The sequence below is a fragment of the Bacillus nitratireducens genome, assembly GCF_036320425.1.
GTDB classification, from domain to species: Bacteria; Bacillota; Bacilli; order Bacillales; family Bacillaceae_G; genus Bacillus_A; species Bacillus_A nitratireducens.
In genome coordinates this window covers 535,733-551,755 of the sequence record NZ_JAUMJO010000002.1, presented here as the reverse complement: position 1 = coordinate 551,755, position 16,023 = coordinate 535,733, and the positions used below count along the sequence as shown (strand labels likewise).

At 36.2% G+C, this 16,023-nt stretch carries 16 protein-coding genes; 4 read left to right on the top strand and 12 right to left on the bottom strand.

Annotation, left to right across the window (positions count from 1 at the left end; translation table 11 throughout):
- Window positions 1–127: 127 nt before the first annotated feature.
- The 8 genes from Q3V31_RS09165 to hutP all read right to left on the bottom strand — a co-directional run bounded on the left by Q3V31_RS09165 (window position 128) and on the right by hutP (window position 10,243).
- Window positions 128–1,702, bottom strand: a complete 1,575-nt coding sequence (locus Q3V31_RS09165; protein WP_090813912.1) for an FMN-binding glutamate synthase family protein — start codon at window positions 1,700–1,702, stop codon at window positions 128–130.
- 67 nt (window positions 1,703–1,769) lie between these two features.
- Window positions 1,770–2,897, bottom strand: a complete 1,128-nt coding sequence (locus tag Q3V31_RS09160; protein WP_329764823.1) for an alkene reductase — start codon at window positions 2,895–2,897, stop codon at window positions 1,770–1,772.
- A gap of 602 nt (window positions 2,898–3,499) precedes the next feature.
- Window positions 3,500–3,961: a CarD family transcriptional regulator gene (locus Q3V31_RS09155; protein ID WP_000486322.1), complete on the bottom strand. Its 462-nt coding sequence runs from the start codon at window positions 3,959–3,961 to the stop codon at window positions 3,500–3,502.
- A 304-nt stretch (window positions 3,962–4,265) separates the two neighbouring features.
- A complete protein-coding gene (gene hutG / locus Q3V31_RS09150) occupies window positions 4,266–5,237 on the bottom strand; it encodes a formimidoylglutamase (protein ID WP_000399823.1) in 972 nt (323 codons plus the stop codon).
- Window positions 5,216–6,487, bottom strand: coding sequence for an imidazolonepropionase (hutI, locus tag Q3V31_RS09145; protein ID WP_000887559.1), 1,272 nt, complete (start codon window positions 6,485–6,487; stop codon window positions 5,216–5,218). Before hutI ends, hutG begins: the two co-directional genes overlap by 22 nt.
- 12 nt (window positions 6,488–6,499) lie before the next feature.
- Window positions 6,500–8,158 carry a urocanate hydratase gene (gene hutU, locus Q3V31_RS09140; RefSeq protein ID WP_000416940.1) on the bottom strand — a complete coding sequence of 553 codons (1,659 nt, stop codon included), beginning with the start codon at window positions 8,156–8,158 and terminating at the stop codon, window positions 6,500–6,502.
- A 23-nt stretch (window positions 8,159–8,181) separates the two neighbouring features.
- Complete coding sequence (gene hutH, locus Q3V31_RS09135) at window positions 8,182–9,699, bottom strand: histidine ammonia-lyase (RefSeq protein ID WP_329764822.1); 1,518 nt, start codon at window positions 9,697–9,699, stop codon at window positions 8,182–8,184.
- 103 nt (window positions 9,700–9,802) lie between these two features.
- Window positions 9,803–10,243 (bottom strand): histidine utilization transcription antiterminator HutP, encoded by a 441-nt coding sequence (gene hutP / locus Q3V31_RS09130; protein ID WP_000926519.1) that lies wholly within the window; start codon window positions 10,241–10,243, stop codon window positions 9,803–9,805.
- Between the two features lie 197 nt (window positions 10,244–10,440).
- Between hutP and Q3V31_RS09125 the strand changes: the two genes are divergently transcribed.
- On the top strand, window positions 10,441–11,388 hold the full coding sequence (locus tag Q3V31_RS09125) for a class I SAM-dependent methyltransferase (RefSeq protein ID WP_001129125.1): 948 nt from the start codon (window positions 10,441–10,443) through the stop codon (window positions 11,386–11,388).
- A gap of 13 nt (window positions 11,389–11,401) precedes the next feature.
- Here the strand turns inward: Q3V31_RS09125 and Q3V31_RS09120 are convergent, their stop codons facing one another.
- Window positions 11,402–12,055 (bottom strand): AAA family ATPase, encoded by a 654-nt coding sequence (locus Q3V31_RS09120; RefSeq protein ID WP_329764820.1) that lies wholly within the window; start codon window positions 12,053–12,055, stop codon window positions 11,402–11,404.
- A gap of 244 nt (window positions 12,056–12,299) precedes the next feature.
- On the opposite strand from Q3V31_RS09120, the gene Q3V31_RS09115 reads away from it, so the two are divergent.
- Both Q3V31_RS09115 and Q3V31_RS09110 read left to right on the top strand, forming a co-directional pair.
- On the top strand, window positions 12,300–12,596 hold the full coding sequence (locus Q3V31_RS09115) for a hypothetical protein (RefSeq protein ID WP_000262393.1): 297 nt from the start codon (window positions 12,300–12,302) through the stop codon (window positions 12,594–12,596).
- A gap of 103 nt (window positions 12,597–12,699) precedes the next feature.
- Entirely contained in the window at window positions 12,700–13,131 is a 432-nt protein-coding gene (locus tag Q3V31_RS09110) for a DUF2621 domain-containing protein (protein ID WP_000889388.1), read from the top strand.
- 134 nt (window positions 13,132–13,265) lie between these two features.
- On the opposite strand, the gene Q3V31_RS09105 is transcribed toward Q3V31_RS09110, so the two are convergent.
- The 3 genes from Q3V31_RS09105 to Q3V31_RS09095 form a co-directional block, all read right to left on the bottom strand.
- A complete protein-coding gene (locus tag Q3V31_RS09105; protein WP_001028637.1) occupies window positions 13,266–13,772 on the bottom strand; it encodes a CcdC family protein in 507 nt (168 codons plus the stop codon).
- Window positions 13,773–13,862: 90 nt separating this feature from the next.
- A complete protein-coding gene (ccdA, locus tag Q3V31_RS09100; RefSeq protein WP_001152675.1) occupies window positions 13,863–14,570 on the bottom strand; it encodes a cytochrome c-type biogenesis protein CcdA in 708 nt (235 codons plus the stop codon).
- Between the two features lie 16 nt (window positions 14,571–14,586).
- Window positions 14,587–14,736, bottom strand: coding sequence for a peptidase T (locus tag Q3V31_RS09095; protein WP_309442985.1), 150 nt, complete (start codon window positions 14,734–14,736; stop codon window positions 14,587–14,589).
- Window positions 14,737–15,058: 322 nt separating this feature from the next.
- On the opposite strand from Q3V31_RS09095, the gene Q3V31_RS09090 reads away from it, so the two are divergent.
- Complete coding sequence (locus Q3V31_RS09090) at window positions 15,059–15,967, top strand: EamA family transporter (RefSeq protein WP_000947050.1); 909 nt, start codon at window positions 15,059–15,061, stop codon at window positions 15,965–15,967.
- Window positions 15,968–16,023: the final 56 nt, after the last annotated feature.

Sequence of the window (16,023 nt, the reverse complement as noted above, 5' to 3'; positions counted from 1 at the left end):
ATTAAAGTAAAAATATTCAAATAATAAAACACCGTTTTTTCACACCTTATTTCCATTCATTTATCCGACAAATTTTAAAAGAAAAAAGCCATACAAATGTATGACTTTTTCATCTATTAAACATAGCTTATCTTCGATTTACTATAGGAAACAATTCCGAAAGAGGTACTACTCTCCCCACCTCATCTTTAAATACAATATGCTCCCTCGTTAAGTGGCGTGGGCTCTTTACCCCTGCTGCTGCCGCTAATGAAAACAAACTATATCTCATACTAATAACATAGTTCATTACTCGCCATTTTTTCTCATATGGATCTAATGCTTTTTGGTAGTGTGGATTCGTGGTTGCAACCCCCGATGGACATTGCCCTGAATTACATTGAAGCGCCATAATACAACCGCTTGCCATCATAAATCCACGTGCTGAATTTACGGCATCTGCACCGATAGCTAAAGCAATCGCCACTTTATCTGGTGTGACTAATTTCCCAGAGGCAAACACCTTTAATTTATCCCGGACACCAAAATGATTTGCTGTATCAATAAATGTAAGTAATGCCGGTATAAGCGGAAGCCCCATACTATCTGCCATCGATTTATACGTAGCACCCGATCCACCTTCTGAACCATCAATTGTAATAAAATCTGGATAAATATTTAATTCACTCATTGTTTTTAATAAATCTTCCAGAGGCTTCTGCTGTCCAATTACGATTTTCATCCCGACTGGCTTACCACCGTTTTCTTGCAACTTTTGAATAAAATACAGTGTATCCGCTGCATTTTTTAAAAATGAAAATCGATTCGGTGAATTAATCGGCTCCCCTTCTCGTACGTTCCGAACAGAAGCAATTTTCTCATTTACTTTTTGTCCCTCTAGATGGCCACCACGTATTTTAGCACCTTGCCCAAATTTTAACTCGAACGCCTTAATATTACTCTCTTTCGCTTTATCCATAAATTTCTCCATTGAAAAATTCCCGTCTTCATCACGGTATCCGAATAACCCTGGACCAATTTGTGCAACGATATTCGCACCTGTATGTAAATGTTCTGGAATTACACCCCCTTCTCCAGTATTAATCCACGATCCACCTGCCATTTTCGCACCAAAACCGCTCGCTAAAATATAATTCTCTCCAATCGCACCGTAAGATGTCGCTGATGCTCCAAACATTCCATGTAGCTTCCATGGGTATTTACGATTTTCACCAACTATAATTGCATCGTCATCTTCATATAACCAAAGATTTGTTGTATCCGCTGTCAATTTCTCTCTTCTTGAAAATAATCCTTCTTTATGAATTACATACTTTTTCCCCTCACTTTCTTTCGTGAGATTTACGCTTAATTCATCTGTTAAAATCGGAAACAATGTATTAGCAATATAATAGCCAGATGCATCAAAATCTCGTTTCGATCCAAAACCAAGTATTTCAGAACGATATTTCGCTAAGAACATAACACTTTGAAAATCGTAACGTGAAAAAGGTTTTCCATCCGTGTCATGATCAAACCAGTATTGCCGGAATTCCGGTCCTATCTTTTCAAGTAAATAGCGCATTCTTCCTAAGTATGGATGCAGTTTTAATATAGAATGGTGCGTCCGTTTTTTTATAAAAAATGTAATAATAAAAAAAACAATTAAAAGTAACATCAAAAAGAGCAATATACTAATAATAACGAGTAGAGTTTCACTCATCCCGCTTCCCCCTATGAAATTCCATAATAAAAGGAGAACACTTCATGTGTTCTCCTTTTATCCTTATTCAGATTAACGTAGCAAGATGCTCTTTCGCATCATATTCAACTAAACTTTCAGCATTTTTAATTCGATGAACAAAATCCGGATTAGCGATTAATGGTCTTCCAAATGCCGCTACATCAATTGTTCCTTCTTGCAGTGCTTCTTCTGCCTCTTTCGGATTCAAATTACCTACTCCTACGATAGTACTATCCCAATACTTTCTTACTAATTGATGAAAATTCTTACCGTCAGCAATAACTTGCGTATAATTCATCGTTGAAGGGTGAATCATCGTTAATCCAACTTCTTTAAACATATTTACAAACGTTTCAATTGCAAGTTCAGGATGTTCCCACATATAAGTAGGATTATCACCTTTAAAGGCAGAGAAGCGAAGAAGCGTTTTATCAGCTCCAACTACTTCAATTACAGCCTGAACAACTTCTTTCATAAACGTTAACCTTTGTTTTAAGTCACCGCCGTATTTATCAGTACGCTTATTCGCAAATTCATAAGTAAATTGATCTATTAAATAGCCGTGTGCACCATGAATTTCTACTCCATCAAACCCAGCTTCGATTGCGTTTTTTGCAGCTTGTGCATATTGACCGACAACTTCTTTTATTTCTTCTATTGTCATTGCTTCTGGTGTATCAAATGGTTTACGAAAACGCGGAACATTCCCCTCCGCAGCAATAGCAGAAGGTGCTTGCGGCATTTGACCACCAATTATTTCGTGATGACTCATACGTCCAACATGCCATATTTGAGCAATAATCGTTCCACCTTCTTTATGTACTGCCTCTGTAACAGGTTTCCAAGAATCGACTTGCGCTTGTGTATAAATACCTGGTACTCCTGGATTCCCTTTTGCTCTCTGACTAATGACAATTCCTTCTGTAATAATTAGTCCAATCCCATCAGCAGCACGTTTTCGATAATATTCGACTACGTCAGCACCAACGACTCCAGCCTCATTATTTGCAAAACATCTCGTCATCGGTGCCATCGCTACGCGATTACGAAGAGACCAAGATCCAATTTGAATCGGATGAAATAACTTCGTTTCTTCAATATTTTCAAAAGACCCCCAAGCGTTTATATTTGTTCCTTCATAAATACTTGCCGCTTTATTATTTGAACTTGTCATTTTTCTTCCCCCTAAAAAATCTAACTATAATCGCATCATACTTACTTTTAGATAGTAACGTCAATTTATACGTCTTTACCATTAAATATTCGAATATCAAACAAATAGAATAATAAAAACAAAAATTAAAAAGGTTTCCTAAGTAGGAAACCTTTTTTAGTTGACCAAATATGGCTGACAATTCGTTTATCTCTTTTATATAAAGAATATAAACAATTATTATCTCTTCACATATAAAAAATCCCTTAACAATAGAAGTGAGAGCGATTCAGTATCCTTCTAAAAATAATAACTCATATATACCTAAAACAATGAAAGCCCTACCTCTCTTTCATCCTTACGGCTCCTCGTCCGTGCCAGTGTGAATCAGGATTGCAAAAATCAAGTAACTATTTTATCGAAGTATTTAATTAAACTTCGAACATTCGTAAAAGAAATTAAAAAATAAAAATGGATTTGATTGTAGTAATAACAAAAGAGGTTAATGCTCTAAAAGTGGTTTGAAAGAGTTGAATGTCTTTGAAATGATTGATTCTCTATAATTATGCTCCCAAAAAATTCAAGTTCTTTTTTGGGATGTAATACATTATTTGTAATGAATCTTAACAAAAGCTTTTTATTTGATTTTCTGTGATACCTTCAATTAATCCCAGTTCACTAATCAAAAATTCATGTGCATTATCTAACATTTTCTTTTCGCTTGCATTAAGTGCTTTTTCTTTCTGCATACGTAATAAATCACGTACAACTTCAGCACCTTCTTGTATTTTACCCGTTTTTATTTTATCAGTGTTCAATTTATACCTTTGTTTCCACGTAAGTAATCTATCTGATTCTCCATGTTGAAAAACATCTATTATGTGTGTTAATGCCTTTAGAGTTGTAACTGGTCGTATATTTGAATTCAATATTTTCCCCATAGGAATCATTACTTCCATATTACTAGCCGACATTTTTATAACATAATACTGTTGTTTTTCCCCTGAAATTTCTTTTTCTTCTATGGCTTTAATTATACCTGCTCCGTGCATTGGATAAACAATGTTATCGCCAATTTGAAACAAATAATCCACCTCCATATATGGTAACCTTCTCAAGCATAACACACATTTATTTTTTTAGCAAAATTTTTATAATATCACAAAATTATTTTCCATGTCAATTTATTTACACATAAAAATTCAATCTGTACAAAAACACTAAAAAACCCGCATTTTTGTTACCTTTTCACGCCCATTTCCTCCAATTTTATATACCTTGTAAAACAAAAAATACATCACTACATATAAGTAGCGATGTATTTTTTTTAATGTGCAACATGAAAGACAAAAACGGTTACTTCAAAACTTCACACACACGATTCTTCGCTTATATACTAACCTGTTTACTAATCGTTTCTCGCGCTAACAGAAAACTCATAATCACTTGCGCAGCTATTCTACTCGTCATATCCCTAAAATCAAGAGTTGGATCAATTTCTACTATATCCATCCCTTGAACGAGTGGCTCTTTACCAAGGAATTCAATTGCATCAAGTAAAGTTGTACTATCCATTCCACCAGGGCCAATTGCTGGACAGCCTGGCGCAAACGCTTGGTCTAATACGTCCATATCAAGAGAAATATAAATAGAAGTCACACCTTGTTTTCTTAATACTTCAATACTTTCTGAAATAAGATCTTTTATTTCTCGCTCTCTTACATCTTTCATTGTATACACTGTCACGCCATGCTCTTTTGCATATTCATGGTACGTACGTGCATTTGAAAAATTACGAATTCCGATTTGAACGAGTTGTTTTCCTGTAATCACATCATTTTCTAGTAAACTACGGAACGGTGTACCATTTGATGGACCACCATCATCTAAATTGCGTAAATCATGATGGGCATCAAATTGAATAATACCGACCTTTCCTTTACTATTTGCAAAACCAGTGATACTCGGAAAACTAATCGAGTGGTCACCACCAAGAACAATCGGTATCATTTTCGGGTTTACTTTCGTCAAATGACCAACTGTTTTCGCAATCCGGTTATGACTTTCTTTTATATCTGTCACATGCATCGTAATATCACCGCAATCATGAAGAACACTTTCTTTCATATCGTGTTCTTCTGTAATTGCGTACGTGCTATATGCATCTAACATCGCACGAATAGTTTTCGGTGCAAAACTTGCTCCTGAATGACTAATAGATGGTTTAGAAAGGGGTGCACCAATTAAGGCTGCACCGAATATTTCTACGCCTTCCTCCCAATCTTTAATCATCTCACTCCATTTCGTCACTTCACGATCAATAAATTTTGCATTTTTCTTTAAATAGTGGCCGTGCTCCACGATTGTTCACCTCTTGTATATGCAATATTACCATTCTTCCACACTGTATTTACATGACTTACGCCGTAATGGTACGGTACGTAAGCATAATTATAAGCATCCCATAAAACTAAATCTGCCTTACGACCAACTCTAATTTTCCCAGCTACATCGCCTCGATTAATAGCATAAGATGAGTTAACCGTTACGGCATTCCAAACTTCTTCTGGTGTCATTTTCAGTTTTAGCATCGCAATGCTCATAATAAGCTGAATGTTTTCAGTTGGACAGCTACCTGGGTTAAAGTCTGTGGCTAAAGCAACCGCTACACCTTCATCAATCATTTTACGACCACGAGCGAAGCTTTCTTTATTTAAATAGAAAGTTGTTCCTGGTAATAACGTTGCTACTGTATTAGAGTTTGCAAGCATTTCAATTCCTTTATCAGAAGCGCCAACTAAATGGTCCGCTGATGCTGCACCAATTTCAGCTGCTGCTTCCGCACCACCAAGAGGGTCGATTTCATCTGCATGGATTTTCACATCAAAGCCAAGCTCTTTCGCTTTTAATAAAAATTCTTTTGATTCTTCTACAGAGAACACACCTGTTTCGCAGAAAATATCGACGAATTCAGCTAATTGCTTCTCTTTCATTTCTGGCAGTAGGTCTAACATCCATTGTAAAAATTCTTTTGATCTACCTTTATACTCTTTCGGAACTGCATGAGCACCTAAAAATGTGGAAACTAAATCGATTGGATGCTCTTTTTGTAATTGCGCCGTTGCCTCTAATTGTTTCCATTCTGTCTCATCATCTAATCCGTAACCACTCTTAGCTTCTACAGTTGTCACACCGAAAGATAGCATACGGTCTAAATGAAATTTCGCTTTTTGAACAAGTTCTTCTTTCGTCGCCTGCTTCGTTGCATTTACAGTTGAAAGAATACCTCCGCCTTGTTCTAAAATTTCTAGGTACGGAACTCCTTGTAATTTCAGCGCGATCTCATTTTCACGAGATCCACCAAATACAAGATGAGTATGCGGATCAACAAGACCAGGAGAAACCATTTTCCCGCCGCAATCAATAACTTCTTTCGCCTGAAGCCCTTTTGCTTCTTCCGCTGTTCCAACGAAAGTAATTACGCCGTTTTCAATTCCAACCACACCGTTTTCAATAACAGGAAGCGTGTTCATCGCTTCCCGTCTTAACAAGCCATCTTCTTGATCCATTGTTAGTAATTGACCGATATTTATTAGTAAAGTGTCCAGCATGTTTTCTCCTCCTTATTTCATCATCGGAATGTTAACGCCTTTTTCTTTCGCAGTTTCCACAGCTAAGTCATATCCTGCATCAACGTGACGAACAACACCCATACCAGGGTCAGACGTTAATACGCGCTCAATACGTTTTGCTGCTGCTTCTGTTCCATCTGCAACAATAACCATTCCAGCGTGAAGTGAATAACCCATACCAACGCCACCACCGTGGTGAACAGATACCCAGCTCGCACCGTTTACACTGTTAATTAATGCATTTAAAATTGGCCAGTCTGCTACTGCATCACTGCCGTCTTTCATCGATTCTGTCTCACGGTTTGGAGATGCTACTGATCCGCAATCTAAATGGTCACGACCGATAACGATCGGTGCTGATAATTCACCATTCGCCACCATTTCATTAATGATGCGACCAAATTTCGCGCGCTCACCGTAACCAAGCCAACAAATACGTGATGGAAGACCTTGGAACTCAACTTGCTGACGAGCCATACGAATCCAGTTACATAAATGCTCATTATCAGCAAACTCACGTAAAATTACTTCATCAGTTTTATAAATATCTTCTGGATCACCAGAAAGCGCTACCCAGCGGAACGGTCCTTTTCCTTCACAGAATAACGGACGGATAAATGCTGGAACGAATCCTGGGAAATCGAATGCATTTTTCAAACCTTCATCAAAAGCAACTTGGCGAATGTTATTTCCGTAATCAAATGTAATCGCGCCTTTTTCTTGCATAGCAAGCATTGCTTCCACATGTTTTTTCATACTTTCTTTTGATAATTGTACGTAACGTTCTGGATCTTCTTCACGAAGTTTCGCTGCTTCTTCTAACGTGTAACCTACTGGAATATAACCGTTTAATGGGTCATGAGCAGATGTTTGATCCGTAACTAAGTCTGGCGTGATATTACGCTTCACTAGTTCTGGTAAAATCTCCGCTGCATTTCCTAACAATCCGATTGAAATCGGTTCTTTCTTCTCTTTATACTCGTTCGCAATAGTTAATGCTTCTTCTAAAGACTCTGTATACAGATCACAATATCTCTTTTCAATACGACGATCGATGCTGCGCTTATCAACATCAATAGCAATTACAACACCGCCGTTCATCGTTACAGCAAGAGGTTGTGCACCGCCCATACCACCTAAACCAGCAGTAAGTGTTACTGTACCTTTTAATGATCCATCGAAATGTTGACGTGCCGCTTCACCAAATGTTTCATATGTTCCTTGTAAAATCCCTTGTGTTCCAATGTAAATCCAGCTACCAGCTGTCATTTGGCCGTACATCATAAGACCTTTTTTCTCTAGTTCACGGAAGTGATCCCAGTTCGCCCACTTTGGTACTAAGTTTGAGTTCGCTAACAGAACGCGAGGTGCATCTTCATGTGATTTGAAAATTGCAACTGGTTTTCCTGATTGAACAAGTAACGTTTCATCGCTCTCTAACGTTTTTAATGAATCAACAATTGCATTGTAGCTTTCCCAGTTACGAGCTGCACGGCCAATTCCACCATATACAACTAATTCTTCTGGTTTTTCAGCAACTTCAGGATCTAAATTGTTCATTAACATACGAAGTGCAGCTTCTTGAACCCATCCTTTCGTTTGTAACTCAGTGCCTCTTGGCGCGCGAATTGTTTGTTGTACTTTTTCCATTTCAATCTCTCCCTTTTCTCGTTTTATAGTGCTGCGTTTACATCTAATCTTTCTTTTATCGAATAATTCGTTTTTAACCAATGCGTAATATTTTCAATATCCGTTGAGAATATGCGGTCATTTGTAATAGAAGGTACTTGTTGACGACCTTGATGGTAGAAGCTCTTCGTCACTGTACTCATATTTTCGATTCCTCGATACTCCGCTGCTTGCATCGCACAAATCATCTCGATCGCAAGAACGCGTCTTGCATTTTGAATAATTTGATGTGCGTGACGTGAAGCGATTGTCCCCATACTCACGTGATCTTCTTGGTTAGCTGACGACGGAATTGAATCTACACTCGCCGGATGTGCTAACGTTTTATTTTCTGAAACGAGTGAAGCCGCTGCATATTGCATAATCATTGCACCAGACTGAAGTCCTGGCTCTGGACTTAAAAATGGTGGTAGGTCATTTAATTGCGGATTTACTAAGCGTTCAATACGGCGCTCTGAAATATTTGCAAGTTCTGCCATTCCAACTTTCAAGAAGTCCATCGCAAATGCAATCGGTTGTCCGTGGAAGTTACCACCTGAAATTACTTTTTCCCCGCCATCAAAAATAAGTGGGTTATCTGTCGCTGCATTCATTTCAATTTCTAATTTTTCTTTCACGTAATTTAAAACTTGCCAAGAAGCACCGTGTACTTGTGGGATACAACGAAGTGAATATGCATCCTGTACACGAAGTTCTCCTTGTTTTGTCACTAACTTACTATCTTGAAGGATGTCACGAATTCTGCTCGCTACTTCCACTTGCTCTTTATAACCGCGTGCTTTATGCACATTTTCATCAAATGCATCAATAATGCCTTGTAATCCCTCAATTGTCATAGAGGCAATTAATTCAGCTTGATAAGCCGTTACTTCTGCTTCTATATAAGATAGTACTCCTTGCGCTGTCATCGCCTGCGTACCATTAATTAATGCAAGACCTTCTTTTGCTTCAAGTTCAATCGGCTCAAGGCCCTCTTCTGTAAGAGCAACCATCGCATGAACTCTTTTCCCTTTATAGAACACTTCACCTTCACCTAATAAAACAAGAGCAAGATGAGATAGAGGTGCTAAATCGCCACTCGCACCAAGTGAACCTTGTTGCGGAACGACTGGGTGAATTTTACGATTTACAAACTCAAGAAGCATATTTACAACAAGCGGTCTAACACCAGATACTCCTTTAAGCATCGTGTTCGCTCGTAAAATTAACATACCGCGTGATACTTCTTCAGGAAATGGATCGCCTATCCCGCATGCATGTGATTGAATTAAGTTGTGCTGAAGTGCCTTTACATCATCTTTTTGAATAAGCACATCACTAAACTTTCCAAAACCAGTTGTAATACCGTAAACGACTTTTCCGTCCTCTACAATTTTCTCGACAACTTCGCGGCATTCTGCCACCTTTTGCATACTAGTTGGGCAAGCTGTAACACCTTCACCTTCAAGTAACAACCTCTTCATTTCTTCAACTGTCAATGTGTGTCCTGTTAGCGTAATCATTCTTTTTCCTCCTTATAAAGGCAAAAGGGGACCTTATCTTTTTAAGACAGACTTCTGTCCTAAAAAAGTAAGGCCCCCTTCTAACTAATAGACTATGGGCAAATCATATGTGATTAATTCCTAAACCAATCGCCTCATGCTCAGATCCTTTTACAGGTGCACCAATCGTTCCATATAATGCAACAGCAACCCATTCGCCTTCTTTCTTTCCGTCGTATGGTGTACCGCGCACAATCGCAAAGCGAAGTCCTACTGTACGAAGAACGTCTGCTAACTGAATTTGTCCTCTCGTCACTCCGTACAAAGCTTCCATAATTGCATGATAAAGTGCATGTGTTTCTCTGTAAACGTCTGTTTCAATAACTCGGTTGCTCTTAGCCGCTGTTTCCATTGCTGCTACAACTTTTTGCGAATTCATCGAACCAACTTTCCCCGTACAATATTTCCAACCTTTTGGAATAGATAATACAGGGCTTTCATTCTCATCCGCAAGTGCCAACAACATGGCCATACGACCAATTCGATGTGTTCCTTGAAGAAGCATGTGACTCTCTCATTTCTTTTGAATTATTTGAATATTACTTAATTTAAGAATATATGAAAACGTTTAAATCGTCAATAGTTTAAAATATTATTCAAGTAATTTTTTTATTCCTCTCATACTTGTGTACACAATTTATTTACAGATTTTTTTCAGACGTGCTATAGTCTCACTAACAGATGCAAAGGAGCGAGATTTCAGTGGCAAAGCGTAAAGATATTCATTTTCGAATTGAAGAAAAATTACTTGAAAGATTTGAATCGGCACTCCATTACGAAGGTTTAAATAAAACAGACGTATTAACACATGCGGTCCAGCAATTTTGCACGAAGGTGGAATGTGAAAGGATGAATGATGTAAAACGCCAATACAGCGTAAGCAACCATTTACAAACACGTATCGATACACATAAACATTTTGAAGAGAAACGGGTGAATGTAGATGAAGTCGTCATGGAACATTTACAACTTCAAGGAGAAGAAAAAATATTAGAGGTCGGATGCGCTAATGGAAAATTCCTTTCCCTTTTACAAACGAACGGTCATAAAGGACATCTAACCGGATTTGATCAATCGGAAACTATGCTTTCTGAAGCTGCAATAAAGAATAACAGAATTGAATGGAAACTGGGAGATGCTAGTAAACTTCCTTTCGACGCTAATTGCTATGACTGGATTGTCGCAAGACATATGTTATATCACATGAAAGATGTCGAAAAAACAATTCAAGGATTCCATAAGGTAATTCGTCCCGGCGGCTCACTTTTAGCTACAACAAATTCTAAAGTTTCATTACCTCGTATAGATGAAATGTGTAACAGAATGTTAATTGCATTTGATTTACCAAAAACATCGCCGTCAGTAGCTCCATTTTGTTTAGAAAATGGTAAAGAGATACTACAATCTGTTTTTTCAACTGTTGAAGAAACAATTATTCATAATGCACTCGTTTTCCATCATGCCTCTCCAATTATAAACTATATTTCTAGCATGTTTCCGTCGCTAAATATACCTGATAATATATATCTTCACACTGAAATGAAGGAATGGCTAAAAGAAGAAATAGAAAATGAATTATCACTTCACAACGGTATATGGCGCGATCCGAAAACGATAGCGATTTATCAATGTAAAAAAGAAAAAAGCTAGCAAATGCTAGCTTTTACACGTTTTCCGGTAAAAGCTTCTCCATCATCATATTGCCCTTACCACCATAAAAATTTGTATTATGTTCGTTCGCTACTCCAAAATAAGAAGCAACTGCTATTCCGAATGGTACAAAAGCATGTCCTTGTGCCGTAATAATATTTGAATGTTGTACAACTTCTTTATATACAAAATTTTCTACTAATTTAAATTGTTCCTCAAATGTACTTCGATTTCTTGCCCTGTCATTATTTTTTCTATCATATAAATTTTCTTTCGAAACATCTAAATAAAAAATTGCATCCGAACGGTATTCTCTTAATTTATACAATTCATCTTTTAATTTTGTTTCTATATCCCACTCTTTCCCTATCACTTTCGGATAAAAGAGTGTATAAAATTCAATATCTTCTGGCCCACGATCAAAAATCACGACTGAACTTTTCACATTTTGAAACTCTTTTATTTTTGCTTCAATAAACATTTTTTGATTCGTAATAAACCCCTCTTTTGTACACATATCCAAATTTAATTTTTTTCGCTTTTCTACAATTGGATAAGGATTTTCATATATAACTGAAAGCCCACATCGCTCTAAGCTTTTAGCCAATGTTGTTTTCCCACTTGCCATCGGTCCTTGAAGTGAAATTACGTATGCCATCCCTCTCATTCCCTTTTCTTATAATACATTGATAATATACAGAATTTTGAAAACTATCAACATAATATATAGCATCTTGTTTCTTATTCTTATGTAACTTATAATAAAAAATAGAGATTATGACGGACGCAAAATAATGTAAGCTTGGAAATCCAAGCTTACATTATTTTTTGCTTTCCCTTTTCTTATAAAAAGAGTATACTAGACTAGAACGTATGTTCTTAATAATTACATACAGTAAGGAGATAGAACAATGGTATACGACACAAAAGCAATTTCTTGGAATGCATCTTTAAAACAACTTCAACGCCGCTATACAAACAAACAAGTTGACCGAAAAGAATTTGAAGATATTGAACTAATGGAATTCTTCCGCGATAACGACTACATTTCTTTACCTACACATATAAGCGGCCTATCAACAGCGCGTTTTACTTCTTACTCTATTTTCACAACTGAAGATAAAGATCGTAAAGTTGGCACACTTATTATTGAATACGTTGAAGACAATAATAATAATTTATGTGTTGAACAACTATACTTCGTTTAAACTATAACGCTTGGTCAAATTGACCAAGCGTTCTTGCTTTCTATGAATCTCACTGTTTATAATATGAATAAAAGAAAACCGCAATCATTAAGGGGGGATATACTTGCTCGAAGGATGGTTCAGTTGGTTTATTGTATTATGGACTGTTATTTTATTAGGACTTATGTCTATCGGTGGATACTTTATGTTCAGAAAATTTTTAAAACGATTACCGAAAGAAGACGGTATGTCCATTTTAGATTGGGAAGAGCACTATATTAATAAAACGAGACATTTATGGGATGATGAACAAAAACAATTATTAGAAGAACTAGTAAGTCCCGTTCCTGAACTATTTCGTGATGTTGCCACGTCAAAGATTGCCGGTAAAATTGGTGAACTTGCAATAAAGGAAAACGCTTCAAAAATTACACAAGATTTAATTATACAAGGATATATCGTTGCCACACCGAAGCGCGACCATAAATTTTTAATTAAGAAACTTCAAGAAAAAAAGATTGATTATTCAAATTACAAATCTTTACTTGCAGAATAATCTTCATTTTTTATTTCCCTATTTTCGACAAGTTACGTTTTATACGTCGTGGTTGGAACAGAAGGTGCTAACAATACCAATAAAAAATACAGCGTCTTTGACGCTGTATTTTTTATTTTATACATGTACAATTTTCACGTTAATTTCATATCTTTTTCATTATAAAAACCATCTTCTTTTTCCATTTCCTTCTGTAATTTCGTAAAGGAACGATACATGGCAATTCTCCATGAAACAATCATCGCGAACGCCAGTAAGAAGAACATGCCACTAAGTTGTCCTAAATCAAGAGATTGGCTTAAGTATGTTTTAAATACAATCCGCACGACAAGTAATCCAATTAATATAAAAACAAAGGCTTTTGAACGCTTCAAATAAATCTCTTGTCCTCTAATTTCAAATTTAGATGTTTTAATAAGAAAAATAGAGAAAAACAAACCGACGCCAATTGCTTCTAACATTTCTGCTGGAGTTAATCGAAATTCAGGAAAAACAAACATCAACGCTCCCGTGCTCATAAAAAATGGTGGAAGTATAATTTTTTTCAATGTTGCAGGTTTCTTAGCTGCTTTTAAACGAATAAACATCGCACCAACAGCCATACAAACAGCAACGATACTTGATAAAACAACTATGTTCATATTTTCTCATCCTTTTTTGTGGCTATATGCAAAATATACTTTCATTATATGCTTTTCCGTTAGTATTTCCAACATTTTCACAGAATAATACTAAAAACCGGTAAAACCACCAAATAAACTTGAGAAATATACGATAATTTTCGTCATCCAATTAAAGTATAGGAAGATACCCATGACAATCATAATGTATCCTCCGACTTTCATGAAGGCCATACTATTTCTTTTAATCCAAGACATTTTCGTAATAAAAAATGAAAGTACGAAAAACGGGATAGCAAATCCAAGTATGTAAGCAATCATATAAATCATTGCTGATTCTGGGTTTGTTGCTGCTAATCCAATTACGGACACTAAAATAGGTCCAGTACAAGGCGTCCATCCTGCAGCAAATGCCAATCCAATTAGAACTGAACCAAAATAACCACTCGGACGATTCTTAAAAGTAAATTTACGATCTTGCATTAAAAACTTCGGCTTAAACACACCGACAATTATAAGACCAAACACGATGATAAATATACCACCTAACTGTCTAATTAAGTCTTTATAATCCGTAAAAATGCCTCCGATAAAACTTGTACCAAATCCAATCGCAATAAAAATAATTGAAAAACCAAGTAAGAAAAACGCTGTATGTATCATACTTCTTTTGCGAAGCATTGCATTTTCTTCTTTCAATTCAGAAACCGACATACCTGTTATGTATGATAAAAATGCCGGATAAAGCGGTAAGCAACATGGGGAAATAAATGATAGAAACCCAGCACCAAACGCTAAAAAAATACTAATATCTTGCATGATTCCACTCCTCTCCTTACATATTGTAGCAAAAACACATAAAAATACTATGAACAATTCGTGAACTCACTTTAACAACGTGATAATAAGAAAAACTACCCATACAAACAGTTTCTAATAAAACGTTTTCATTTCCTTCTATTATATAGAACAATCTCAATTGGATGATGAAGCTCTTTCTAATTGTTACTAACATAACAAAGGTTTCACAGTTTCTCAAATACTTAGCACACTACAATTAACTTCACACATATTGACCTAAAAAAATATTTTTTTCAAATGCTGTCTTTATACAATGCAACACTGATTTTACAATACTTTAATTATTATTAATTTCAAGATTATGCATAAATATCATACTTTTATTATTATTCTATAAAATGTCGCACTTTTCTTTCAGTTGACCCTTTATTTTTAATTTTGTATACTTCCCTCTAGTTATATATGTCCGTTACGGAACAATTTCATATAGATGGGAGGAATTTTTCATGCTTCGCTATTCTCTTTTAGTTCTATTAGGAGCGTGTAGTTATGGGATTTTAGCTATTTTTGTTAAACTTGCTTATGCAGAAGGATTTTCACTCGGAGAGGTAATTGGTAGCCAATATTTGTTCGGCTGGATTATTTTGCTTACTATTACACTTCTATTTTCTAGACACCGTGTTCCATTAAAACAAGCGTTAATTTTATTCATTGCAGGAACATCGGCAAGCTTTACTGGAATTTTTTATTATGCTTCATTAAAAACTGTACCAGCTTCTATTGCAATTATACTTTTATTCCAGTTCGTTTGGGTTGGGATTATCATTGAAGCAGTCGCAACGAAAACATTACCTTCAAGAGAAAAAGTTATTTCGGTTATTTTCTTACTTGTAGGTACATTTTTATCAAGTGGTTTACTAGAAAAATCAGCAGGTGATTTCGATACGACTGGAATCATACTAGGTTTATTATCTGCCGTTACATTCGCAACATACATTTTCGTGAGCGGAAAAGTTGCTGTTGAAGTGCCTTCATTACCGCGCGGTGTTCTTTTAATGGCTGGTGCTTTAACTTTAGTAATGCTCGTATTCCCGCCAACATTTATTATGAACGGTTCCATTTCTCAAGGGCTTTGGAAGTATGGCTTAGGATTAGGAATATTTAGTATCGTTATTCCATCTATCGCCTTTACAATTGGCATTCCAAAAATCGGTTCTGGATTAGCAACTATTCTTGGTGCAGCAGAACTACCAGTTACAACAATTATGTCTGTATTCGTTTTAAAAGAAGCTGTACTATCTTCACAATGGTTCGGTGTATCACTTATTTTAATCGGTATCGCAATCCCGCAAATTGCCTATGCAATGCGTGGACGCTATCGTAAACATCATACACACAAAAAATTGGCAGCATAAAACGAGAGAGGATTTTCATTTGAGAATCCTCTCTTTTCTTATTGTATACTTAATGT